Below are 22,526 nucleotides of genomic sequence, written 5' to 3'. Positions count from 1 at the left end.
CACGCGCCTTTCAGCCAGGTGAAGGAACATTTAGTTAACGGCTGAAGATCGTTTCATATGTATTCATTTGTTCTACAAAGGGCTGCTCTCCAAGCTTGTCTCCATCGGACGCGACACATTTGAGATCCGCACATTGTTAATTTTGGAGCCCTGCCATGTCACTGAAACCCCTGTTGTTGATTCCCGCCCTCGGCGCTGTTGTGTTGTTGTCGGCGTGCGCCGGCCCCATCCCCAAAGCGGACCCGAGCGAAGCGTGGATTGGTTTGAAAGAAGAGGCGCCGAACGACCTGATGGCCGAGCGCGTGGATGGCAAGCGGGTGGATGACGGGCGCTTTTTTGAAGTGACGCCGGGGGATCATCGTCTGGATGTGACGTTATTCGAAGAAGAGCCGGGCGACGATAACCAGCAGGACTGCCAGGGCCGGGTCGAGTACAAGCACTTCCAGGCCGGTGAGCACTACACATTGATTGAATCGAGCCTGGGCACCACCGTGCGCGCCGTCCTCAAGGACGGTCACGGCAAGGAAGTCGCGGCGACTCGAGACTTCAATTGCATGCCTGGCTAAGCATGGTGCACCGCGGCCTTATGCGGCTTGGCCGGTGCGCAGGGGTTGACGTGGGGGTGATGGTGCCGCCGGGTCACGCGCATGACCCCCCACAGCATGGCGCCGGCGACCGCCAGCCAACCGCAGACCAACAGGAAAATCGTTGTTGCAAGGCTCATTCGGGCCTCCTTTCGCCCCGCACGGGGCACACACAGTCTTCTCAATGGACAGTCTAGCTACCCGGCGGTTGCCTGCTATTGACCAATGGTCGAGTGCATCCAACTTGTTTGCTCTATCCAGCGCATTTTACTAACGCCTCGGGCTATACCCGCGTGGCTGAGCATCCTATGATCAGGGCCCTTACCGGCAGTTGATCAAGCGAGTAAAACATTGCGGTTACGGTCGAACGTTAAAACCTCCCTGCTGCTGGCGTGCGCCCTGGGGCTCGCGGCGTGTTCCGGGCACCCCTCGAAATTGACGGGCCTGCCGGAGCGTGTCGAACTCAATGGCGTGCCGACCTTTCGCAGCGAGGCTTACCTGAGTGGCCCCTCGGCGTTAGCCAGCATGCTGTCGCAACAAGGCATTGTGATGACACCCGGCTTGCTCGATAAGCCCCTGCAGTTGCCGGGCGGCGAGGCGGACCTTGAGCGCAACATGCAGGTGCTGGCGCGTGAATACGGGCTGATGGTGTATCCACTGGATACCCAGCTGACGGCGGTGCTGGCGCAGGTGGCGGCGGGTTACCCGGTGATGGCGCGGATCAACCCGAGCGTCTGGTCCGGGACGCGCTACGTCGTGGTGGTGGGGTTCAATCAGCAGAAAAGTACAGTGCTGCTGCGCTCAGGCATGGAGCGGCGGCTGTTGATGAGCTTCAGCGATTTTGAGTCGGCCTGGAAGAGCGCCGGCCACTGGGCAATCCTGACCCAGCGCCCGAGCCAATTGCCGGCCAATGTCGATGCGCAGCGCTGGCGCGAGGCAGCCAATGCTACCGCGCAAGCCGGGCAGGAGCAGGCGGCGGCGCAGGCGCTCAAGGTGTTGGCGGAAAGAAAATAATGTGCGAGTGGGCTGGTGTGGGAGCCGGGCTTGCCCGCGATGCCGGCAACTCGGTTTTTCAGGTGGACCTAGTTGATGCCATCGCAGGCAAGCCAGCTCCCACACAAGCCAGCTGCCAGATTAGATCTGCGTTGTTTTAGCGACTTACCTGCGCCGCATTCGGGCGATTCTTCAAGTTCTTATCAGCCTTGTAGCGCAGTGCGACGTCCGGCACCGAACCGCCCTTGCCGGTCTCGACCCAGCTGCGAATGCGGCTGGCATCGGCAAAGTGGGTGAACTTGCCGAAAGCATCCAGGATTACCAGCGACACCGGACGGTTACCCATGCTGGTCACCAGCACCAGGCAGTGGCCGGCTTGGTTGGTGAAACCGGTCTTGGTCAGCTTGATATCCCAGTTGTTGCGGTTGATCAGGTGGTCGGTGTTGGAGAAACCCAAGGTGTAGTTGGGCTTGCGGAACGACACGGTCTTTTCCTTGGTGGTGCTCAACTGGCTCAGCATCGGAAACTTGCGCGCATAGGCCAGCAACTTGCTCAGGTCACGGGCGGTGGACACGTTGTGAATCGACAGGCCGGTAGGCTCGACATAGTGCGTGCTGGTCATGCCCAGCGCCTTGGCCTTGGCGTTCATCGCCGCGATAAACGCTGGGTAGCCGCCCGGGTAGTGGTGGGCCAGGCTGGCGGCGGCGCGGTTTTCCGACGACATCAGGGCAATCAGCAGCATTTCTTTGCGCGGCATTTCACTGCCGATTTTCACCCGGGAGAACACGCCTTTCATTTCCGGCGTGTCCTTGATGTTGATGTCGATGTATTCGTCCATGTTCTGCTTGGCTTCCAGCACGATCAGGCCGGTCATCAGCTTGCTCACCGAGGCGATCGGCACCACGACGTCGGGGTTGCTGGAATAGATGACTTTGTTGGTCTGCAGGTCGACCAGCATGGCGCTGCCGGAAGCGATTTGCAGTTTGGAGGTATCACGCGGCGCCAGGGTGGTTTCGGCGGCGTGCGCAAAGGTGCCTGTGAATGCAAAAAATAGGCTGACGATAGAGAGACGAATTTTCACGCGGATGAACTCGCTAAAATAGTAAGGAAATACCGTTGGGAAACGGGTTATATGACAAATGCCGTTACATTTTATGAGTATGGATGAAGAACTGTCGAATGTTCTTCTAGAACCGGACGAAAGTGCTTAAAAACTAACAAAAAACAGTTTTTTTGCGGGCAATAAAAAGCCCTGCGATAAGGCAGGGCTTTTTCAGTACCGCTGGTTATTAGCCGTGCAGGGTCTCTGCCGCATACAGCGTATTTTCCAACAGGCACGCGCGGGTCATCGGGCCGACACCGCCTGGCACTGGAGTGATCCAGCCGGCGCGGGGCAGGGCGGTTTCGTACACGACGTCGCCAACCAGTTTGCCGTCTTCCTGGCGATTGATGCCGACGTCGATGACGATGGCGCCTTCTTTAATCCACTCACCTTTGACCAAACCGGGTTTGCCGGCGGCGACGACTACCAGGTCGGCGCGGCCGACGTGGCCGGCCAGGTCTTTGGTGAAGCGGTGGGTGACGGTCACGGTGCAGCCGGCCAGCAGCAGTTCCATGGCCATTGGGCGACCCACGATGTTGGAGGCGCCCACCACCACCGCATCGAGGCCGTACAAGTCGACGCCGGTGCTTTCCAGCAGGGTCATGATGCCTTTCGGCGTGCAGGGGCGCAGCAGCGGGATACGCTGGGCCAGGCGGCCGACGTTATAAGGATGGAAACCGTCGACGTCTTTGTCCGGGCGGATGCGCTCCAGCAATTTGGAGGCATCGAGGTGCTCGGGCAGTGGCAGCTGCAGCAGGATGCCGTCGATGCTCGGGTTGTCGTTGAGGCCGTCGATCAGGTCGGTCAAGTCTTTCTGGGTGGTGCCTGTAGGCAAGTCGTAGGCTTTGGAAATAAAGCCGACCTCTTCACAGTCTTTACGCTTGTGCGAGACATAAACCTGAGAGGCAGGATCGCTGCCGACCAGGATCACCGCGAGGCCAGGCGTGCGCAGGCCTTGCTGGCTACGCTCGGTGACTCGTTTGGCGATCTGCTGGCGCAGGCTGGCGGCGATTGATTTGCCGTCGATAAGTTGTGCAGTCATTACGCGTGATTAACCATCGAGAGGGGGAAGAAAAGTGCGCGCATTCTCGCACGCCATGACGTGAGGGCAAAGGCGCTTGGTCTGCAAATTGCCCTAACCCCTTAAATAAAATCAGTTTTTTTCAAAAAAGATTTGACGGGTATCAAGGCCCTCTATACTATTCGTCGCACTTGTCGGGCACAGCCTAGCACTGGTTAAGAAGGTCGAGCAGAATTGTTGTACTGCAAGGCTGGAAGCATTTAGTTTGTAATCTTCAAAGAGTGCAGATTAATAAGGCGCCCGTAGCTCAGCTGGATAGAGCATCCGCCTTCTAAGCGGATGGTCGCAGGTTCGAGTCCTGCCGGGTGCGCCATTAGGCAGCTTTGGCACAAGTAGCGCTAGATGGTGGGCGTAGCTCAGTTGGTAGAGCACGGGATTGTGACTCCCGTTGTCGAGGGTTCGATCCCCTTCGTCCACCCCATATTTTTAAAAGGCGCCAGATTAATCGTCTGGCGCCTTTGCTTTAAGAGCTTCAAGCGCGGATGTGGTGGAATTGGTAGACACACTGGATTTAGGTTCCAGCGCCGCGAGGCGTAAGAGTTCGAGTCTCTTCATCCGCACCAATTAAAACGTTGTGCCGCCGTCAGGTGGTGCAGGGTTCAACAAAGAAGATGTTTGAGTTCTTTGTTAATGCAATATGGTGGGCGTAGCTCAGTTGGTAGAGCACGGGATTGTGACTCCCGTTGTCGAGGGTTCGATCCCCTTCGTCCACCCCATATTATTAAAAAGCGCCAGATCAATGATCTGGCGCTTTTTTTTGTGTCGGATATTTCCTATCGCTTGTGCGGTGGATCTTGACGCCAAGAAAAAACAAGCATTCTCAATGCCTTGGCGTTAGAATCGTTGCCGGTTTTGAGCGTGTAGAACTGATCCGAGGCTATATGAGGGTCAGTGCAGCTATTTAATAGCGAATAACGGCGCAGTACCTGAAAAAGGGCTGTGCCGTTTTTGTTTAAGTGTTTTGAGTTTCGAGGGTGGGGCGTTTCGTCGTATTTGTGTTTCTCGATGCTGCTGCCGTGCCCTACGGCCTTGCCTGCAAGGCCGGTCGCCGAGGGTGTGTGTCCACGCCCTTCTATATAGAAGGGTTGATGCAGAGCCCTGGCGTGATGAGCTGTATTTGCTAACGGGATGAGGTGCATGCGTGCACTTGAACCTATAAATGGTCTGCTGTTTTTCCACCCGTTTTCAGTAGGGTGACTTCTTGAGTTTGACCCACTAGAATGCATGCCCTTGATTCTGGGGTCGGAAACGGCCGGCTAACGTCTGTGCAACGAGGAATATCCATGCAAGTTTCTGTTGAAAAACCTACTGCTATCGAGCGCCGCCTGAGCATCACCGTGCCGGCAGAGCGTATTGAGACTGCGGTCAACAAGCGTCTGCAGCAGACTGCCCAAAAGGCCAAAATCGCTGGTTTCCGTCCAGGCAAAGTGCCAATGAGCGAAATCAAGCGTCGTTTTGGTGCCGATGCGCGTCAGGAAGCGATTGGTGACGTGATCCAGGCTTCTTTCTATGAAGCGGTTGTCGAGCACAAGCTGAACCCAGCCGGCTCGCCTTCGATCGAGCCTAAGTCTCTGGAAGCTGGTAAAGACCTGGAATACGTCGCTGTATTCGAAGTGTTCCCAGAGTTCACCGTTGCCGGTTTCGAAGGCATCGCTGTTGAGCGCCTGAGCGCTGACGTGGCGGATGCCGATCTGGACAACATGCTGGAAATCCTGCGCAAGCAGAACACGCGTTTCGAAGTGGCCGATCGCGCTGCCCAGAACGAAGACCAACTGAACATCGATTTCGTTGGCAAGGTTGACGGCGAAGTATTCGCTGGCGGCTCCGCCAAGGGCACTCAGCTGGTGCTGGGTTCCAACCGTATGATCCCAGGCTTTGAAGATGGCCTGGTTGGCGCCAAAGCCGGCGAAGAGCGCGTTCTGAACCTGACGTTCCCTGCTGACTACCAGAACCTGGACCTGGCTGGTAAAGCCGCCGAGTTCACTGTGACTGTCAACAGTGTGTCCGAGCCTAAGCTGCCAGAACTGAACGAAGAGTTCTTCGCTCAATTCGGTATCAAGGAAACCGGTATCGAAGGCTTCCGCACCGAAGTTCGCAAGAACATGGAGCGCGAGCTGCGTCAGGCCATCAAGTCCAAGGTCAAGAACCAGGTCATGGACGGTCTGCTGGCCGCCAACCCGATCGAAGTGCCTAAGGCCCTGCTGTCCAACGAAGTGGATCGCCTGCGCGTTCAAGCGGTTCAGCAGTTCGGTGGCAACATCAAGCCTGACCAACTGCCGGCCGAGCTGTTCGAAGAACAAGCCAAGCGCCGCGTTGTGCTGGGCCTGGTTGTGGCTGAAGTGGTCAAGCAATTCGACCTCAAGCCTGACGAAGACCGTGTTCGCGAAATGATCCAGGAAATGGCTTCGGCCTACCAGGAGCCTGAGCAGGTTGTGGCTTGGTACTACAAGAACGACCAGCAGCTGAACGAAGTGCGTTCGGTTGTGCTTGAAGAACAAGTTGTGGATACTGTTCTGCAGAAGGCTAAGGTGACCGATAAAGCGGTCTCTTACGAAGAAGCAGTCAAACCGGCGGAAGCAGCACAAGCCGACTGATTGTCCAACTCGTTGGAAATACAACCATAAGCCAGCCTCGCGCTGGCTTATGCGTTTTCAAGACATGACTATTTGGGAGTAACTGCAGAGCATGTTCCTTAATTCCTATATTCAGCAGAACTCTGATGTCCAGGCCGCTGGCGGCCTGGTCCCGATGGTTGTCGAGCAATCTGCTCGTGGCGAACGCGCCTATGACATCTACTCGCGCCTGCTCAAGGAGCGAGTGATCTTTCTGGTCGGCCCTGTAGAGGACTACATGGCCAACCTGATCTGCGCGCAACTGCTGTTCCTTGAAGCGGAAAACCCGGACAAGGACATCCATCTTTACATTAACTCTCCGGGCGGTTCGGTAACGGCGGGCATGTCGATCTACGACACCATGCAGTTCATCAAGCCAAACGTATCGACCACCTGCATCGGTCAGGCCTGCAGCATGGGCGCGTTCCTGCTCACCGCGGGTGCCGAGGGCAAGCGTTACTGCCTGCCTAACTCGCGCGTGATGATTCACCAGCCTCTGGGCGGTTTCCAGGGCCAGGCGTCGGACATCGAGATTCACGCCAAGGAAATCCTGTTTATTCGTGAGCGCCTCAACACATTGATGGCCAAGCACAGCGGGCACACCCTGGAAGAAATCGAGCGTGACACCAATCGTGACAACTTCATGAGCGCCGAAGCTGCGCGCGACTATGGGTTGATCGACGCAGTGATCGAAAAGCGCCCCGCTTAATATAAGCACCTCAAAATAGGGCTGGTCGGCATGTCCGACCACCGGCGGGCTTGAAAAAGCCCGCATAAGCCTTCATCTTGTGTTGCAAGCCTATCGGATTTGGATCGAACGAATGACTGACACCCGCAACGGCGAGGACAACGGCAAGCTGCTCTATTGCTCCTTCTGCGGCAAAAGCCAGCATGAAGTGCGCAAATTGATTGCCGGCCCCTCGGTGTTTATCTGCGACGAGTGCGTCGACCTGTGCAATGACATCATCCGCGAGGAGGTGCAGGAAGCCCAGGCCGAGAGCAGCGCGCATAAATTACCTTCGCCTAAAGAAATCAGCGGCATCCTTGATCAGTACGTGATTGGTCAAGAGCGTGCAAAGAAGGTTCTGGCCGTAGCGGTGTACAACCACTACAAGCGCTTGAACCAGCGTGACAAGAAAGGCGACGAAGTCGAACTCGGCAAGAGCAACATCTTGCTGATCGGTCCTACAGGCTCGGGTAAAACCTTGCTTGCAGAAACCCTCGCTCGTCTGCTGAATGTTCCGTTCACCATCGCCGACGCCACCACCCTCACCGAGGCTGGCTACGTGGGTGAAGATGTCGAGAACATCATTCAGAAACTGCTGCAGAAGTGCGACTACGACGTAGAGAAAGCCCAGATGGGTATTGTCTACATCGACGAAATCGACAAGATTTCGCGCAAGTCCGACAACCCGTCGATCACTCGGGACGTTTCCGGTGAAGGCGTGCAGCAAGCTCTGTTGAAACTGATCGAAGGCACGGTTGCTTCCGTACCGCCACAAGGCGGCCGCAAGCACCCGCAGCAGGAATTCCTTCAGGTTGATACGCGCAACATCCTGTTCATCTGTGGCGGTGCGTTCTCCGGTCTGGAGAAGGTTATTCAGCAGCGTTCCACGCGTGGCGGCATCGGTTTCGGTGCGGAAGTGCGCAGCAAGGAAGAAGGCAAGAAGGTGGGCGAGTCCCTGCGTGAAGTCGAGCCTGACGATTTGGTCAAGTTCGGTCTGATCCCGGAATTCGTTGGCCGTCTGCCGGTCCTGGCCACGTTGGACGAGCTGGATGAGGCTGCGTTGATTCAGATCCTCACCGAGCCGAAAAACGCCCTGACCAAGCAATATGCCAAGTTGTTCGAGATGGAAGGTGTAGACCTCGAGTTCCGTACCGACGCACTCAAATCAGTGGCCAAACGGGCACTGGAGCGCAAGACCGGTGCACGTGGTTTGCGTTCGATCCTCGAAGGCGTGTTGCTCGACACCATGTATGAAATCCCCTCGCAGTCCGAGGTGAGTAAAGTGGTGATCGACGAAAGCGTTATTGAGGGCAAGTCCAAGCCACTGTATATCTACGAAAACAGTGAGCCGGCTGCCAAGGCTGCACCCGACGCGTAAGCGTTTAGTCGTCGCAGTACAAGCAAGGGGCCTTTCGGGGCCCCTTGTTTTTTTGTGGTCGGTTTTTTTCGGCAGTTATTTTAAATTCGCGTTTATTCATGCGTTTAACTGCTGGCATTGAGCTTGTTTTTTTTGCAAGCAGCCCCCATCTTGGTTTCAAGCTTACTTTTCAACTGTCATAGAGGCGAAATCATGAAGACAACCATCGAATTGCCTCTCCTGCCGTTGCGTGATGTCGTCGTCTATCCGCACATGGTTATCCCGCTGTTCGTGGGGCGCGAGAAGTCTATCGAAGCCCTCGAGGCTGCGATGACGGGCGACAAGCAGATCCTGCTGTTGGCCCAGAAGAATCCAGCTGATGATGATCCAGGCGAAGACGCCCTGTATCGCGTCGGTACCATTGCTACTGTCCTGCAATTGCTTAAGTTGCCCGATGGCACCGTCAAGGTGCTGGTAGAAGGCGAGCAGCGCGGCGCGGTGGAACGTTTCATGGAGGTGGATGGCCACCTGCGCGCCGAAGTGGCGCTGATCGACGAAGTCGAAGCCCCTGAGCGCGAATCCGAAGTGTTTGTGCGCAGCCTGCTCTCGCAGTTCGAGCAGTATGTGCAGTTGGGCAAGAAAGTCCCGGCTGAAGTCCTGTCGTCCCTCAACAGCATTGATGAGCCAAGCCGCCTGGTTGACACCATGGCTGCGCACATGGCACTGAAAATTGAGCAGAAGCAAGACATCCTCGAAATCATCGACCTGTCGGCCCGTGTCGAACACGTGCTGGCACTGCTGGATGGCGAGATCGACCTGCTGCAGGTTGAGAAGCGCATCCGTGGTCGTGTGAAGAAACAAATGGAGCGCAGCCAGCGCGAGTACTACCTGAATGAGCAGATGAAGGCCATTCAGAAAGAACTCGGCGACAGCGAGGAAGGCCACAACGAAATCGAAGAGCTGAAAAAGCGTATCGACGCCGCCGGCCTGCCGAAAGACGCCCTGACCAAGGCTAACGCAGAGCTGAACAAGCTCAAGCAAATGTCGCCGATGTCGGCCGAAGCCACCGTGGTGCGTTCCTACATCGACTGGCTGGTGCAAGTGCCGTGGAAGGCCCAGACCAAAGTGCGCCTGGACTTGGCTCGTGCCGAAGATATTCTCGACGCCGACCATTATGGCCTCGAAGAAGTCAAAGAACGCATCCTCGAATACCTCGCCGTGCAAAAGCGTGTGAAGAAGATTCGTGGCCCGGTGTTGTGCCTGGTGGGTCCTCCTGGTGTCGGTAAAACGTCCCTGGCTGAGTCGATTGCCAACGCCACCAACCGTAAATTCGTGCGCATGGCCCTCGGTGGTGTGCGCGATGAAGCGGAAATTCGCGGCCATCGTCGGACTTACATCGGTTCGATGCCGGGAAGATTGATTCAAAAGATGACAAAAGTGGGTGTGCGCAACCCTCTGTTCCTGCTCGATGAAATCGACAAAATGGGCAGCGACATGCGTGGCGATCCGGCCTCGGCATTGCTCGAAGTCCTCGACCCTGAGCAGAACCACAATTTCAACGACCATTACCTGGAAGTCGACTACGACCTGTCCGACGTAATGTTCCTGTGCACCTCCAACTCCATGAACATTCCGCCAGCCTTGCTGGACCGGATGGAGGTGATTCGTCTGCCGGGTTATACCGAAGACGAGAAGATCAACATCGCTGTCAAATACCTCGCGCCCAAGCAAATTTCGGCCAACGGCCTGAAAAAGGGCGAGATCGAATTTGATGTCGAATCGATCCGTGACATCGTGCGTTACTACACCCGCGAGGCCGGTGTACGGGGCCTTGAGCGCCAGATCGCGAAGATTTGCCGTAAGGCGGTCAAAGAACACGCACTGGAAAAACGCTTCTCGGTGAAGGTGGTTGCCGACTCCCTGGAACACTTCCTGGGTGTGAAAAAATTCCGTTACGGCCTGGCTGAGCAGCAGGATCAAGTAGGGCAGGTGACTGGCCTGGCGTGGACCCAGGTGGGCGGCGAATTGCTGACCATTGAAGCCGCGGTGATCCCGGGCAAAGGCCAACTGATCAAAACGGGTTCGCTGGGCGATGTGATGGTCGAATCCATCACGGCCGCGCAGACCGTGGTGCGCAGCCGCGCGAAGAGCCTGGGGATCCCCCTGGACTTCCACGAGAAGCACGACACCCACATCCATATGCCGGAAGGGGCAACGCCCAAAGACGGCCCTAGCGCTGGCGTAGGCATGTGCACGGCCCTGGTGTCGGCATTGACCGGCATCCCTGTGCGCGCCGATGTGGCAATGACCGGCGAAATTACCCTGCGTGGCCAGGTATTGGCCATCGGTGGTCTGAAAGAGAAATTGCTCGCTGCGCACCGGGGTGGAATCAAGACCGTGATCATTCCTGAAGAGAATGTTCGCGACTTGAAGGAAATTCCGGACAATATTAAGGCGGATCTTCAGATTAAACCGGTTAAATGGATTGACGAGGTCCTGCAAATTGCGCTGCAATACGCGCCGGAGCCCTTGCCGGATGTGGCTCCGGAGATTGTCGCTAAGGACGAAAAACGTGAGTCTGATTCCAAGGAAAGAATTAGCACGCATTAATGCGAATAAGCCTGGGGGCTTCCTTGACAGCTTTTTAGAGCCCTTGTTATAAAGCGGCTCTTAAGTGTCTGTAGGCCATTCAGCACTGGTTTTTGCTTTCACCAAAAAACTTAGAATCATACTCAATAGATATATAAGGGGACTTAGAGTGAACAAGTCGGAACTGATTGATGCTATCGCCGCATCCGCTGATATCCCGAAAGCTGCTGCTGGCCGTGCGCTGGACGCAGTAATCGAATCCGTCACTGGCGCTCTGAAGGCCGGCGACTCCGTAGTGCTGGTAGGCTTCGGTACTTTCTCTGTGACTGACCGCCCAGCGCGCACTGGCCGTAACCCACAGACTGGCAAAGCACTGCAAATCGCTGCTGCCAAGAAACCAGGTTTCAAAGCCGGTAAAGCCCTGAAAGAAGCCGTTAACTAAGCTTCGTTCAAGCCTTACCTACCCGGGTCGGACGCAGGTCTGGCCTGGCAGCGGAGCGGCAGCTGACCCAAGTATCCATCGGGTCGCCACGCCGGGGGTGTGGGTTCAAACCCCCGTCCGCTCCGCCAGTTACGAGAAGGCGCATCCTCGGATGCGCCTTTCTTCTATCCGGACTCTACCCACGCTCCACGGTTGCCTAATTCTTGAAGATCAACCGTTTCTGGGGGACGCATGCTGCAGAATATCAGGGACAATTCACAAGGCTGGATTGCCAAAACTATTATCGGGATCATCGTCGCATTGATGGCGTTCACCGGTATCGAGGCTATTTTCCAGGCTTCGACCAACAACACGCAGGACGTGGCCAAGGTCAACGGTGAAGAAATCACCCAAACCGAATTGAGCCAGGCCGTCGACATGCAACGTCGCCAGCTGATGCAACAGCTGGGCAAGGATTTCGACGCTTCTCTGCTGGACGAAAAACTGCTGCGCGATGCGGCCCTCAAGGGTCTGATCGATCGCAAGCTGTTGCTGCAAGGCGCGGCTGATTCCAAGTTCGGCTTCTCTGAAGCGGCCCTGGATCAGGTGATCCTGCAGACTCCGGAATTCCAGGTGGATGGCAAGTTCAGCGCCGAACGCTTTGACCAGGTGATCCGTCAACTGGGCTACAGCCGCATGCAATTCCGTCAGATGTTGACCCAGGAAATGCTGATCGGCCAGGTTCGCGCAGGTATCGCCGGCAGCGGTTTCGTCACCGACGCCGAAGTGCTGGCATTCGCCCGTCTGGAAAAACAGACCCGCGATTTCGCCACCGTCAACATCAAGGCCAACCCTGCGGCGGTGAAGCTCACCGACGACGAGGTCAAGGCTTACTACGACCAGCACGCCAAAGAGTTCATGACCCCGGACCAGGTGGTTATCGACTATCTGGAACTGAAGAAGTCTTCCTTCTTCGACCAGGTCACTGTCAAGGACGAAGAACTGCAGGCTGCCTATCAGAAAGAAACCGCCAACCTCGCTGAACAGCGTCGTGCCGCGCATATCCTGATTGAAGTCAACGACAAGGTCACCGAGGCGCAAGCCAAGGCCAAGATCGAAGAAATCCAGGCACGCCTGGCCAAGGGTGAGAAGTTTGAAGCCCTGGCCAAGGAGTTCTCCCAGGATCCAGGTTCGGCCAACAATGGCGGCGACCTCGGTTTTGCCGGCCCAGGCGTCTACGACCCGGACTTCGAAACGGCGCTGTACGCGTTGAACAAGGATCAGGTTTCGGCGCCTGTACGCACCACGTTCGGTTGGCACTTGATCAAGCTGTTGGGCGTTGAAGCACCCCAAGTGCCATCGTTTGCCAGCCTGAAAGACAAGCTGACCCGCGAGCTCAAGACCCAGCAAGTTGAGCAGCGCTTTGTCGATGCCTCCAAGCAATTGGAAGATGCGGCATTCGAAGCTTCCGACTTGGCCCAGCCGGCGTCTGACCTGAAGCTGACCGTGCACACCTCCGCGCCGTTCGGTCGTGAAGGTGGCGAAGGCGTTGCAGCCAACCGCGCCGTGGTCACCGCAGCGTTCAGCCCGGAAGTGCTGGATGAGGGTGCCAACAGCACCGCCATCGAGCTGGACCCTGAAACCATCATCGTGCTGCGAGCCAAAGAGCACCTGAAGCCTACGCAACTGCCACTGGAAAGCGTCTCTGCCGCGATCCGTGCGCAGATGACCAAGGAACGCGCCAGCGCGGCTGCCAAGGCTCATGCTGACGAGTTGATCGCCAGCCTGCGCGATGGCAAGACCCCGCTGAACCAGCCGATCGATGGCCAGGCGTGGAAAGTCACTGAAGCGGCTACCCGTAGCGCCGAAGGGGTCGAACCTGCCGTGCTGCAAGCCCTGTTCCGCATGCCTAAGCCTGCGGCCAAGGACAAGCCGACCTTCACCACCGTGACCCTGGCTGACGGTAGCCTGGTGATCGTGCGCTTGAACGGCGTGAACGAAGCGGCTGCGCCGACGGACGAAGAAAAGGCGCAATACCGCCGCTTCCTCGCTTCGCGTATCGGCCAGCAAGACTTTGCTGCGTTCCGCAAGCAGTTGGAAACCAAGGCTGACATCAAGAAATTCTGATGTTGGTGATCGCTCCCACGCTCTGCGAGTGTGGGAACGATCAGCCCCCGGTCTTTTCAGACCGGGGGCTTTTTTTTAACCGCGATTCAGGCTACCGGCCAAGGCCAACAGCATCAGCAGCACAACCGCCCAAGCAAAAGCGCCGACGCCCCAGCCCTGAAGCAACACACCACCGGCCAACCCGCCACCGGCGATGCCCAGGTTCCACACAGTGACCAGCATCGACTGGGCCGCATCCGCCGACGCTCCCGCGGCCTTGGCCAATGCCGTTTGCAGTAACGCCGGCAACCCACCAAACGCTAGGCCCCATAACGCCACGGCGCCGTAGATGACCACGGGCGAGGTGATCCAGAACGCCAATGCCAGCGCGACCAAGCCAAACAGCGCACAACTGATCACCAGCAGCACGCGCAACCATCGATCAATCAGCACACCGGCCAGCCAGATGCTCAACAACGCAGCAAGGCCAAACACCAGCAGCACGCGATCAATATCGGCAACTATCCCGGCGGGCTCGAGCAGTGGCGCGATGTAGGTATAGAGAATGTTGTGGGCCAGTACGTAGGTAAACGTCACCCACAGCACCGGACGAATGCCTGGCAAGGTCAGCACTTTGTGCAGCCCCAAGCGTTTTCCTGCCGGTTCGCCGGCGAAGTCCGGGAGCTGCCAGCGCGCCCAAACCAGTAGTAATAGCGTCAGCCCCGTCATGATCGCAAAACTCAGGCGCCAGCCGACGGCAGTACCGAGAAAGGTGCCCGCCGGTACACCCAGTGACAATGCCAACGGTGCGCCAAGCATCGCCACGGCAATCGCCCGGCCTTGCAGGTGTGGCGCGACCATACGGCTGGCATACCCGGCCAGCAGCGCCCAGAGCAGCCCGGCAAAGACCCCGGCGAAAAAACGCGCCACCAGGGTCAAGCCGTAATGGGTGGAAAGCGCCGTCACGCTGTTGACCAAAGCAAAGCCGGCGATGGCGATCAGCAGCAACGGCCGGCGCCGCCAGCCCCGCGTCAGCAGTGTGAGGGGAATGGCCGCGAGCAATGAACCGAGGGCATACACGGTGACCAACTGGCCCACCCATGCCGGCGAAACGCTTAACCCGTCGCTCATCTGCGGCAATAGCCCGGCAGGCATGGCTTCGGTGAGGATGGTGATAAACCCGGCCGCGGCCAAGGCCAGCAAACCACCGAGTGGCAGTGCGTCACGCTGGGTTGCAGAGGGGGAATCGGTCAGTGAAGGGCTGTTGCTCATCGCGTGCTATCCATGAAAAAGGGCAAGCAGGCAGAGTAGGGGGCTGTTGCTTACGGAAAAACAGGCTAAGGTTCCGAACTTATCGGACATTGATGTCCGCAATCTTCAAGGGTAGGGCGATGGACAGTTTGGGTAGCCTCTCGGTTTTTGTGCAGGTTGCGGAGACTCGCAGCTTCACCGCGGCTGGCCGCGTGCTTGGGGTGTCGTCTTCGGCCGTGGGCAAAAGCATCGCGCGCACCGAAGAGCGCCTGGGCGTGCGCCTGTTTCATCGCAGTACGCGCAGCATTACTTTGACCAGTGAAGGCGCGCTGTTCCTCGAGCGTTCGCGGCGGATTCTCGCTGAGGTCGAGGCGGCCGAGCAGGAGTTGACCGAGGCCAGCGCCACGCCTCGGGGCAAGCTGCGTATCAGCTTGCCGCAAGTACGCGGCCTGTTGATGCCGGTGCTCAGCGACTTTATGCGGGCTTACCCGGACATCGAGCTGGATGTGGACTTTTCCGACCGCATGGTCGACGTGATCGAAGAAGGCTTCGACGCGGTGATTCGTACCGGCAAGCCGGAAGACTCGCGTTTGATGGCGCGTCACCTGGGGCATTACCAGTTGGTATTGGTCGGCACTCCGGAATACTTCACTCGATATGGCACTCCGCAACAGCCCCAGGACTTGAACGGTCACGCCTGCCTGCGCCACAAATTTTGCGCCACCGGCAAGTTGGAACCCTGGCCGTTGCGGCACGTACCCGGCTCAATGGAACCCACACTGCGCGCACCGCTGGTCAGCACCACCATCGAGTCCCTCAACCATGTGGTGCACGAAGGGTTGGGCATTGCCTGCCTGCCGGATTTCATGGTCAATCAGGCGGTGCGTGAAGGGCGTTTGCAGCGGGTGCTGGACGATTATCTTGAGCACCGTGGCAGCTTCTGGATGTTATGGCCATCAAGTCGCCATGCCTCGGCCAAGCTGCGCGTGTTTATTGATCATATGTGTGCCGGGCTTTTTCCTGCAGGCGCTGTCCTGTAGGCCTGTGACGTTTTACCGACAGGAATGCGCGCGCCAAGGCCTCGTTCTGTTGCACAATACCGCCCGGACTGTTTTCCTCAGGATTTTCGATGTCGACATCATTTCACTTGCGTAGCCTCGGGCTGGCGCTGGTGCTGGCGGGCGCCGCGGGCTGCTCGTCACCCAAGACCGCTATTTACGAACATGAGAATTTCGACGACTCCGGTACGTTCTCCCGTGATTACCCGGTCAGCGACGTGGCGGCCTGTGAAGCGGCGCGCCGTGCGCTGTTGAGCCAGGGCTACATCATCACCAGCAGCGATCCGAAGCTGGTGGTCGGTAACAAGAGCTTCCAGCAGACGGGCGAAACCCACCTGCAGATCAGCTTCAACGTGGTGTGTGCCGATGATGGCAAAGGCGCTAAGCATTCGACGATGTTTGCCAATGCCTTGCAGGATCGCTACGCGCTGAAGAAGGTCAACAACTCCGCGAGCCTGGGTGTCGGCGTGTTGGGTTCGGTGTCGATGCCGATTGGCTCCACCGATGACTCGATGGTGAAGGTCGCGAGCGAGACGGTCTCAGCGCCAAAGTTTTATGAGCGTTACTTCGCGCTGGTGGACGTGTTCCTGCCGCAGGAAGTGAAGAAGGCCGAGCATATTCCTGAGAAGCCCAAGGCTGAACTCGGTGTGCCGGAACCCAAGGCGGCTCCGGCCGCCGAGAAGGTCGAGGCACCGAAAGAAGCACCGGCAGCGCCTGCCGCCTCCGAACCCCTGGCACCGCCAGTGGAGGCGGCGCCGATTGCCCCGCAGGCAGAACCTTCACCTGCACCTGCACCGGCGCCAGCGGCAGCGCCGACCAATCCGGTCTTGCCGGCGCCAGCAGAAGCCATTCCACCACTGCCGACACCTGCGCAGTAACTCAGACCGCTACGGGGTTCGCCTTGTCGACGTTGATCCCGTAGCGGCTGATCGCCTCACTGACGTTCTCGCGTCCGATCAGCCCGTCATCCGCTAACGCCTTCAGGGTCGCCAGCACAATGAAGTGGCGGTCCACTTCAAAGAATTCGCGCAAGGTTTCCCGGGTATCCGATTGCCCGAAGCCATCGGTGCCCAACGCCACAAAGCGTCGGCCGTGAACGAAAGGGCGAATCTGGTCGGCAAATAATTTCATGTAGTCCGTGGCGACCACCACCGGCCCGGTTTGCCCGGCCAGGCATTGCTCGACATAACTGGTGCGCGGCTCGTTCTGCGGATGCAGCAGGTTCCAGCGCTCCACCGCGTGCCCGTCACGGCGTAGCTCGGTCAGGCTGGTCACACTCCACACATTGCTGTGGATGGCGAAGTCCTTGTCGAGCAATTCGCTGGCGGCAATCACTTCGCGCAATATCGAACCACTGCCCATCAGTTGCACCTGCGCTTGCGGGTGGCTGCTCAGTGGGTACATGCCCTTGAGAATCCCCTCCTCAACGCCTTCGGGCATTGCCGGGTGCGCGTAGTTTTCATTGAGCAGGGTGATGTAGTAGTAAATGTCCTCCTGCTCGACATACATGCGCCGCATGCCCTCGCGAATAATCACTGCCAGCTCGTAGGCAAACGTCGGGTCATACGAGACGCAGCACGGGATCACCGACGACAAGATGTGGCTGTGGCCATCGTCATGCTGCAAACCTTCGCCCATCAACGTGGTGCGCCCGGCCGTGGCGCCGAGCAGGAAGCCACGCGCCCGTGCGTCGCCCGCCGCCCAGGCCAGGTCGCCGACGCGCTGGAAGCCAAACATCGAGTAGAAAATGTAGAACGGCACGGTCATCAGGCCGTGGTTGCTGTAGGACGTACTTGCCGCGATCCACGAGGAAATGGCGCCGGACTCATTCAGGCCTTCCTGCATGATCTGTCCGTCCTTGCTCTCCTTGTAGTAGCTCAATTGCCCGGCGTCCTGCGGCGTGTAGAGCTGGCCTACAGCCGAGTGGATGCCGATCTGACGAAACAAGCTTTCCATGCCGAAGGTGCGCGACTCATCCGGCACGATGGGCACGATCAGTTTTCCCAGGTGCGGGTCCTTGAGCAGCGTGCCGAGGATCCGCACGAATGCCATGGTGGTGGAGATCGCGCGTTCGCCGGTGTCTTTGAGTTGGGTTGCAAAGGCACTCAGTTCGGGGATCTGCAAGGACTGTACGGCAGTGTGCCGCGCGGGCACATAGCCGCCCAAGGCCTGGCGTCGAGCGGCGAAGTAGCGAGCTTCTTCGCTGTCGGCCGCGGGCTTGAGGTAGGGGATTTCGTCGAGTTGGTCATCCGCCACTTCCAGCCCGAAGCGGTCGCGGAAGGCTTTTACCGCCTCGGCGCCCATCTTCTTCAACTGATGGTTGATGTTCTGGCCTTCGCCAGCTTCACCCATGCCGAAGCCTTTCACCGTCTTGGCCAGGATCACCGTAGGCTGGCCTTTGTGGCGCACGGCGGCCGCGTAGGCGTTATAGACCTTATCTGGGTCATGGCCGCCGCGTGAGAGTTTCCAGATTTCGTCGTCGGACATGTCCGCAACCAATGCTAGCAATTCGGGGTATTTGCCGAAGAAATGTTCGCGCACATAGGCGCCGTTCTGCGATTTGTAGTTCTGATAGTCGCCGTCCACGCATTCCATCATGCGTTGGCGCAGCAGGCCGCTGTGGTCCTTTTCCAGCAGCGCATCCCAGCCACCGCCCCAGATCACCTTGATCACATTCCAACCGGCGGCGCGGTACAGGCTTTCGAATTCCTGGATCACCTTGGCATTACCGCGCACCGGGCCGTCCAGGCGTTGCAGGTTGCAGTTGACCACGAAGATCAGGTTGTCGAGTTTCTCGCGGCCGGCCACGGAAATCGCGGCGAGGGATTCCGGTTGGTCCATTTCGCCATCACCGAGGAACGCCCAGACCTTGCGGCCTTGGTGCTGTTTGAGGTCACGAAACTCCAGGTAACGCATAAAGCGCGCCTGGTAGGCGGCGGTGATCGGACCCAGCCCCATGGACACGGTGGGGAATTGCCAGAAGTCCGGCATCAAGCGTGGGTGCGGGTAGGACGACAACCCTTCGCCACCTGCCTCGCGGCGGAAGTTGTCCAGCTGCGCTTCGCTGATGCGGCCTTCCAAGTAGGCGCGGCCGTAGATGCCAGGGGAGGAATGGCCCTGGATGTACACCAGGTCGCCGTCGAAGCTGTCGGTGCGCCCACGGAAGAAGTGGTCAAAGCCTACGTCGTACAGCACAGCGGCTGACGCATACGTCGCGATATGCCCACCCACTCCGGAATGTTTGCCTGCACGCAATACCATCGCCATCGCGTTCCAGCGGATAAACGCATTGGTGCGCCGCTCGATGGCCAGGTTGCCGGGGTAGGGCAGTTGGCGGTCAACGGGGATGGTGTTGACGTATGGCGTAGTCACCCGCCCGTAGAAGTCGCCATGGCGCGCAACGTCGAAATCCAGCAACTGATCAATCAGGTAGTGGGCGCGCGGGCGGCCTTCGGTGGACAGCACCGATTCGATGGACTCCAGCCACTCGCGGGTTTCCTGTGGATCGTCGTCCAGTCTTACTGCGTTATTGGGGGTCATGTGAGGCTCCAGGGTAGGCGGATTTCAAGCGGCAAGCTCCTTGTGGGAGCAGTGCAAATGTAATTGCAATTGCAACGACATGCCTGAATCTAGCCCGGGATGAGCTACTATTGCAACCTTCTTGAAATTCCTCGGATGGTGTTGCATGTCGTCGAAAGAGCCTGATGTATGGTTCCGTTTTGTCAGGGCCCACAGGACGGTCATCCGTGAAATCGAACGCCGCTTGGCCGAGGCTGACCTGCCGCCGTATGCCTGGTATGACGCGCTGTGGGGCCTGGAAAGCGGCCCCGAGGGCACTCGCCGCATGCACGAATTGGCCGATGTGCTGGCGATCGAGCGCTACAACCTGACGCGCCTGGTGGACCGCCTGGAAAAGGACGGCCTGGTGGTACGTTCGCGGTCTGACGGCGACGGCCGTGCGGCATTTGCCTCGATCACCGACGCGGGTCGTGTGTTGCGCAAAAAGATGTGGAAGATCTACGAAAGCACCGTGGACGAGTTGTTCCTGTCGCACATCGAGCCTGAGCAGCGCCAGTTGTTTGCCGATACCTTGGAGCGTGCAGCGGGGTTGGCGGTGGAGGCGGGTGTGCAAACCCGCAGTCGACGCAAGATCTGAGGCATACGAGGAACCCATGTGGGAGCTGGCTTGCCTGCGATAGCGGTACATCCGCATCAGATACAGTGCCTGACACGCTGCTATCGCAGGCGACCCAGCTCCCACAGTTGACGGTTTTCCCATTCACTTGAGTGGATACCGGTTCATCGCCTGTACCACCTGCTGTGCATCGATAGCCCCTTCATCCGCCAACGCCCTCAACGCACACACCACAATCCAATAACGGCTGGGCGCAGACGCCTGCACCGAGCCTGCGCCCAGCGCTACAAAACGCGCGTCCACATACCCCGCTAACTGATCGACAATCGGCTGCGGGTAACCGGTGACGGCAATCACTGGCGTGGTACTCCCGGCCAGGCAATCACGTAAATGGCAGCTTTGCTTGGGCGCCGTGGGGTGCAGCCGATTCCAGCGTTCAGCCGCTGCCGCTTCGCGGGCCAGTCGCGTGTAGCTGGGGCAGCTCCACACCGCTGCCGTGACGCCCCAGTCCTGTTCCAGCAAGTGCGCGGCGTGCACCACTTCGCCCAATGCCCGTCCCGCGCCGAGCAATCGCACATCCCCTTGGCGACGTTGGATTGGGTACATCCCTTTGAGCGCATCTTCACGATCCTGTGCATCGAGCGTCACTGCGCTTTGCTGATCATGCAGCGCCAAGTAATAAAACCCCGGCTTGCCGTCGACATACAGCGTGCGCAACCCCGCCAGCACAATTGCGCGGGCTTCCTCGCCCGAGGCCGGGTCATACGGCGTGCAACGTGGATGGGCCGCCAGCCACAACGGCAATGACGGTTGAGCGCCCTTGGGCCACGCAGACGGTTGATTTTCGATGTCGTTGCACAGGATGCCACGCTGCGCGGTTTCGTCCGCCAGGGCACATAACTGCGCCGACGACGCCGCGCTGTGCAGGTACAGCAGTGGTTTTTCCCCAGTATTGCGCGCGAACCAGCTAGGCCAATTGCCCACGCGCCGGCTGCGTGACTGGCCCCGAATCACCCAGGCTTGTCGGCTGAACTCCAGGGTATTGGCCATGTGCATGACCGTGTACAGCGGCGAGCTGCGCGAATCTACGGCTGTGTTGAGTGCGTCGATGCACAGCTGCGCGGCGTTTGCGGTAGAGGCGGGCATGGGGCGAGGCTCCTGGCAGCAGAAGTTCGTACCCTAATGGAAAAGTAATTGCACTTGCAATGATTGCAATCGCGCATCAACACCCAAATGCTAAATCAACCCAACGTTGCTACGTTTAATCAGCACGTGCAGGAACGTCATGGCGCAGACATTTTTTTGTCATCGCGGCACTTTAGGCTGGCTGTGCAGGTCATTTATTGGCAGCCGCTTTAAACCCACAAGGAGTCCACCATGGACGATTACCAAGAAGAACTGCTGGAGTACCACGCGTTTGAATTGGATCCGCTGGATCCGGTCGATGACGCAACTGAGCTGTAATACCGACTTCAGGCGGAATGCCGCTGACTGCGGCGAAATTCCCCTGGGGTCTGGTTGTTCCAGCGCCTGAACGCCCGTTGAAAGGCTTGGGCTGAGGCAAAACCGAGCAAGTAGGCGATCTCGCCGAACGCCAGTTCCGTATCGCGAATGTAGGTCATGGCCAAATCGCGGCGGGTATCGTTGAGAATCGCGCGAAACTGAGTGCCTTCTTCGGCCAGTTTGCGGCGCAGCGTCCAGGTTGGCAGCTTCAAGCGTGCCGCCACTTCTTCCAGGTCGGGTTCCCGGCCGCCATTGAGCATCGGCCCCAGCAACCGGGTAATGCGCTCGCGCAGGCTGCGGGTGCGGGTCAACTGCTCCAACTCGTGTTCACACAACTTCAACAACAGCTGCCAGGTACTCGGGCAATGCTGCGGGTTACGCAGTGCCAACGTCTGTTGGCTGAGGCGCAATTGATTGGCCTCGGCGCCGAAGTGCACCGGGCTGTCGCCCAGTACGCTGTACTGCTCGCTGTACTCGGGGGCTTGGAATTCGATGTCGATGCGCTGCGCTTGCAGCGGTTGCTGAGCCAGGCTGGACAATTGCTGCAACCAGCCGGCGATAATCGAATCCACCACAAAACGGTTGTAGGCGTTGTACGGGCTGATGGAATAAAAGCGCAGCCAGGCGCCTTCGGCATCCTCATGAAAACTTGACTGCCCGCGATAGTTGGAGCCGTACAGCGCTTCAAAGCGGGTCAGCGTGCGCGCGGCTTCACGCACAGTGGGGGCTTGGGCGGCGGTAACACCCGCGAGGCCTGCCTGGCTCAAGCGGCTAAGCTGGCCCATGCGCAGGCCCAGGCTGGGGTCGCCGGTCAGTTGGATGGCCGCGTGGCCCAGGCGCATATAGCGCGGGATCGACAAACGCGCGCCGGCTTCGGCAAGGCGCGCCGGGTCGAGACCGTATTGCAGCAAAAGCGGTTGCGGGTCCAGGCCATGACTTTGAATGGCATCCGCCAGGGTGTGCACGAAGCCCACCGACAGATCGCCAAGGCGCACCGGCTTCAAGGC

General features: G+C 58.4%; 19 protein-coding genes and 4 tRNA genes. 15 read left to right on the top strand and 8 right to left on the bottom strand.

Annotated features, from left to right (window positions below; translation table 11 throughout):
- Positions 1–155 precede the first annotated feature (155 nt).
- Positions 156–566 carry a hypothetical protein gene (locus K0P33_RS20150; protein ID WP_094951479.1) on the top strand — a complete coding sequence of 137 codons (411 nt, stop codon included), beginning with the start codon at positions 156–158 and terminating at the stop codon, positions 564–566.
- Here K0P33_RS20150 and K0P33_RS20145 read toward each other — a convergent pair.
- Positions 563–724: a hypothetical protein gene (locus tag K0P33_RS20145; protein ID WP_176462951.1), complete on the bottom strand. Its 162-nt coding sequence runs from the start codon at positions 722–724 to the stop codon at positions 563–565. The two genes, K0P33_RS20150 and K0P33_RS20145, sit on opposite strands and share 4 nt — an antisense overlap.
- 211 nt (positions 725–935) lie before the next feature.
- Here K0P33_RS20145 and K0P33_RS20140 point away from each other — a divergent pair, with 211 nt between their 5' ends.
- Positions 936–1,598 (top strand): peptidase C39 family protein, encoded by a 663-nt coding sequence (locus K0P33_RS20140; RefSeq protein WP_242150776.1) that lies wholly within the window; start codon positions 936–938, stop codon positions 1,596–1,598.
- 136 nt (positions 1,599–1,734) lie between these two features.
- On the opposite strand, the gene pbpG is transcribed toward K0P33_RS20140, so the two are convergent.
- Both pbpG and folD read right to left on the bottom strand, forming a co-directional pair.
- Entirely contained in the window at positions 1,735–2,658 is a 924-nt protein-coding gene (gene pbpG, locus K0P33_RS20135; protein WP_094951481.1) for a D-alanyl-D-alanine endopeptidase, read from the bottom strand.
- Positions 2,659–2,866: 208 nt separating this feature from the next.
- Complete coding sequence (folD, locus tag K0P33_RS20130) at positions 2,867–3,721, bottom strand: bifunctional methylenetetrahydrofolate dehydrogenase/methenyltetrahydrofolate cyclohydrolase FolD (protein ID WP_094951482.1); 855 nt, start codon at positions 3,719–3,721, stop codon at positions 2,867–2,869.
- A gap of 275 nt (positions 3,722–3,996) precedes the next feature.
- Here folD and K0P33_RS20125 point away from each other — a divergent pair.
- The 4 genes from K0P33_RS20125 (at position 3,997) to K0P33_RS20110 (ending at position 4,476) form a co-directional block, all read left to right on the top strand.
- A tRNA-Arg gene (locus K0P33_RS20125) sits at positions 3,997–4,073 on the top strand.
- Between the two features lie 32 nt (positions 4,074–4,105).
- Positions 4,106–4,181 (top strand) — tRNA-His (locus K0P33_RS20120).
- Between the two features lie 57 nt (positions 4,182–4,238).
- Positions 4,239–4,323 (top strand) — tRNA-Leu (locus tag K0P33_RS20115).
- A gap of 77 nt (positions 4,324–4,400) precedes the next feature.
- A tRNA-His gene (locus K0P33_RS20110) sits at positions 4,401–4,476 on the top strand.
- A gap of 57 nt (positions 4,477–4,533) precedes the next feature.
- Here K0P33_RS20110 and K0P33_RS20105 read toward each other — a convergent pair.
- Complete coding sequence (locus K0P33_RS20105; protein WP_242150773.1) at positions 4,534–4,899, bottom strand: hypothetical protein; 366 nt, start codon at positions 4,897–4,899, stop codon at positions 4,534–4,536.
- 144 nt (positions 4,900–5,043) lie between these two features.
- Between K0P33_RS20105 and tig the strand changes: the two genes are divergently transcribed.
- The 6 genes from tig to K0P33_RS20075 all read left to right on the top strand — a co-directional run bounded on the left by tig (position 5,044) and on the right by K0P33_RS20075 (position 13,593).
- The gene (gene tig / locus K0P33_RS20100) at positions 5,044–6,354 is read left to right on the top strand and encodes a trigger factor (protein ID WP_242150770.1); all 1,311 of its coding nucleotides are present in this window, start codon (positions 5,044–5,046) and stop codon (positions 6,352–6,354) included.
- A gap of 91 nt (positions 6,355–6,445) precedes the next feature.
- On the top strand, positions 6,446–7,081 hold the full coding sequence (gene clpP / locus K0P33_RS20095; protein WP_094951484.1) for an ATP-dependent Clp endopeptidase proteolytic subunit ClpP: 636 nt from the start codon (positions 6,446–6,448) through the stop codon (positions 7,079–7,081).
- A 112-nt stretch (positions 7,082–7,193) separates the two neighbouring features.
- On the top strand, positions 7,194–8,477 hold the full coding sequence (clpX, locus tag K0P33_RS20090) for an ATP-dependent Clp protease ATP-binding subunit ClpX (protein ID WP_017136464.1): 1,284 nt from the start codon (positions 7,194–7,196) through the stop codon (positions 8,475–8,477).
- A 192-nt stretch (positions 8,478–8,669) separates the two neighbouring features.
- On the top strand, positions 8,670–11,066 hold the full coding sequence (gene lon, locus K0P33_RS20085) for an endopeptidase La (protein WP_094951485.1): 2,397 nt from the start codon (positions 8,670–8,672) through the stop codon (positions 11,064–11,066).
- A 148-nt stretch (positions 11,067–11,214) separates the two neighbouring features.
- On the top strand, positions 11,215–11,487 hold the full coding sequence (locus K0P33_RS20080) for an HU family DNA-binding protein (RefSeq protein WP_003174819.1): 273 nt from the start codon (positions 11,215–11,217) through the stop codon (positions 11,485–11,487).
- A 231-nt stretch (positions 11,488–11,718) separates the two neighbouring features.
- Positions 11,719–13,593 (top strand): SurA N-terminal domain-containing protein, encoded by a 1,875-nt coding sequence (locus tag K0P33_RS20075; RefSeq protein WP_242150767.1) that lies wholly within the window; start codon positions 11,719–11,721, stop codon positions 13,591–13,593.
- A 75-nt stretch (positions 13,594–13,668) separates the two neighbouring features.
- Here K0P33_RS20075 and K0P33_RS20070 read toward each other — a convergent pair whose 3' ends face one another.
- Entirely contained in the window at positions 13,669–14,844 is a 1,176-nt protein-coding gene (locus K0P33_RS20070) for an MFS transporter (RefSeq protein ID WP_242150764.1), read from the bottom strand.
- Positions 14,845–14,963: 119 nt separating this feature from the next.
- Between K0P33_RS20070 and K0P33_RS20065 the strand changes: the two genes are divergently transcribed.
- The gene (locus tag K0P33_RS20065; RefSeq protein ID WP_094951488.1) at positions 14,964–15,863 is read left to right on the top strand and encodes a LysR family transcriptional regulator; all 900 of its coding nucleotides are present in this window, start codon (positions 14,964–14,966) and stop codon (positions 15,861–15,863) included.
- An 89-nt stretch (positions 15,864–15,952) separates the two neighbouring features.
- A complete protein-coding gene (locus K0P33_RS20060) occupies positions 15,953–16,759 on the top strand; it encodes a DUF2242 domain-containing protein (protein WP_242150759.1) in 807 nt (268 codons plus the stop codon).
- 1 nt (position 16,760) lies between these two features.
- Here K0P33_RS20060 and aceE read toward each other — a convergent pair whose 3' ends face one another.
- The gene (gene aceE, locus K0P33_RS20055) at positions 16,761–19,421 is read right to left on the bottom strand and encodes a pyruvate dehydrogenase (acetyl-transferring), homodimeric type (protein WP_242150756.1); all 2,661 of its coding nucleotides are present in this window, start codon (positions 19,419–19,421) and stop codon (positions 16,761–16,763) included.
- Between the two features lie 145 nt (positions 19,422–19,566).
- Here aceE and K0P33_RS20050 point away from each other — a divergent pair, with 145 nt between their 5' ends.
- Positions 19,567–20,037: a MarR family transcriptional regulator gene (locus K0P33_RS20050; RefSeq protein WP_094951491.1), complete on the top strand. Its 471-nt coding sequence runs from the start codon at positions 19,567–19,569 to the stop codon at positions 20,035–20,037.
- A gap of 123 nt (positions 20,038–20,160) precedes the next feature.
- On the opposite strand, the gene K0P33_RS20045 is transcribed toward K0P33_RS20050, so the two are convergent.
- Both K0P33_RS20045 and K0P33_RS20040 read right to left on the bottom strand, forming a co-directional pair.
- Positions 20,161–21,162, bottom strand: a complete 1,002-nt coding sequence (locus K0P33_RS20045) for a pyruvate dehydrogenase (RefSeq protein ID WP_242150752.1) — start codon at positions 21,160–21,162, stop codon at positions 20,161–20,163.
- A gap of 326 nt (positions 21,163–21,488) precedes the next feature.
- Positions 21,489–22,523, bottom strand: coding sequence for an AraC family transcriptional regulator (locus K0P33_RS20040; RefSeq protein WP_094951492.1), 1,035 nt, complete (start codon positions 22,521–22,523; stop codon positions 21,489–21,491).
- Positions 22,524–22,526 lie beyond the last annotated feature (3 nt).

Source organism: Pseudomonas sp. ArH3a, from assembly GCF_022648765.1.
In the GTDB taxonomy this organism is placed as follows: domain Bacteria; phylum Pseudomonadota; class Gammaproteobacteria; order Pseudomonadales; family Pseudomonadaceae; genus Aquipseudomonas.
This window is presented reverse-complemented; position numbering and strand designations above follow the sequence as displayed.

Bases quoted from the DNA above. Each gene is read 5' to 3' on its own strand.
- K0P33_RS20045 (WP_242150752.1), bottom strand. From the start codon at position 21,162: ATGCCCGCCTCTACCGCAAACGCCGCGCAGCTGTGCATCGACGCACTC.
- K0P33_RS20145 (WP_176462951.1), bottom strand. From the start codon at position 724: ATGAGCCTTGCAACAACGATTTTCCTGTTGGTCTGCGGTTGGCTGGCG.
- folD (WP_094951482.1), bottom strand. From the start codon at position 3,721: ATGACTGCACAACTTATCGACGGCAAATCAATCGCCGCCAGCCTGCGC.
- K0P33_RS20070 (WP_242150764.1), bottom strand. From the start codon at position 14,844: ATGAGCAACAGCCCTTCACTGACCGATTCCCCCTCTGCAACCCAGCGT.
- clpX (WP_017136464.1), top strand. From the start codon at position 7,194: ATGACTGACACCCGCAACGGCGAGGACAACGGCAAGCTGCTCTATTGC.
- aceE (WP_242150756.1), bottom strand. From the start codon at position 19,421: ATGACCCCCAATAACGCAGTAAGACTGGACGACGATCCACAGGAAACC.
- K0P33_RS20105 (WP_242150773.1), bottom strand. From the start codon at position 4,899: ATGCACCTCATCCCGTTAGCAAATACAGCTCATCACGCCAGGGCTCTG.
- lon (WP_094951485.1), top strand. From the start codon at position 8,670: ATGAAGACAACCATCGAATTGCCTCTCCTGCCGTTGCGTGATGTCGTC.
- K0P33_RS20150 (WP_094951479.1), top strand. From the start codon at position 156: ATGTCACTGAAACCCCTGTTGTTGATTCCCGCCCTCGGCGCTGTTGTG.
- K0P33_RS20050 (WP_094951491.1), top strand. From the start codon at position 19,567: ATGTCGTCGAAAGAGCCTGATGTATGGTTCCGTTTTGTCAGGGCCCAC.
- K0P33_RS20065 (WP_094951488.1), top strand. From the start codon at position 14,964: ATGGACAGTTTGGGTAGCCTCTCGGTTTTTGTGCAGGTTGCGGAGACT.
- clpP (WP_094951484.1), top strand. From the start codon at position 6,446: ATGTTCCTTAATTCCTATATTCAGCAGAACTCTGATGTCCAGGCCGCT.
- K0P33_RS20060 (WP_242150759.1), top strand. From the start codon at position 15,953: ATGTCGACATCATTTCACTTGCGTAGCCTCGGGCTGGCGCTGGTGCTG.
- K0P33_RS20075 (WP_242150767.1), top strand. From the start codon at position 11,719: ATGCTGCAGAATATCAGGGACAATTCACAAGGCTGGATTGCCAAAACT.
- tig (WP_242150770.1), top strand. From the start codon at position 5,044: ATGCAAGTTTCTGTTGAAAAACCTACTGCTATCGAGCGCCGCCTGAGC.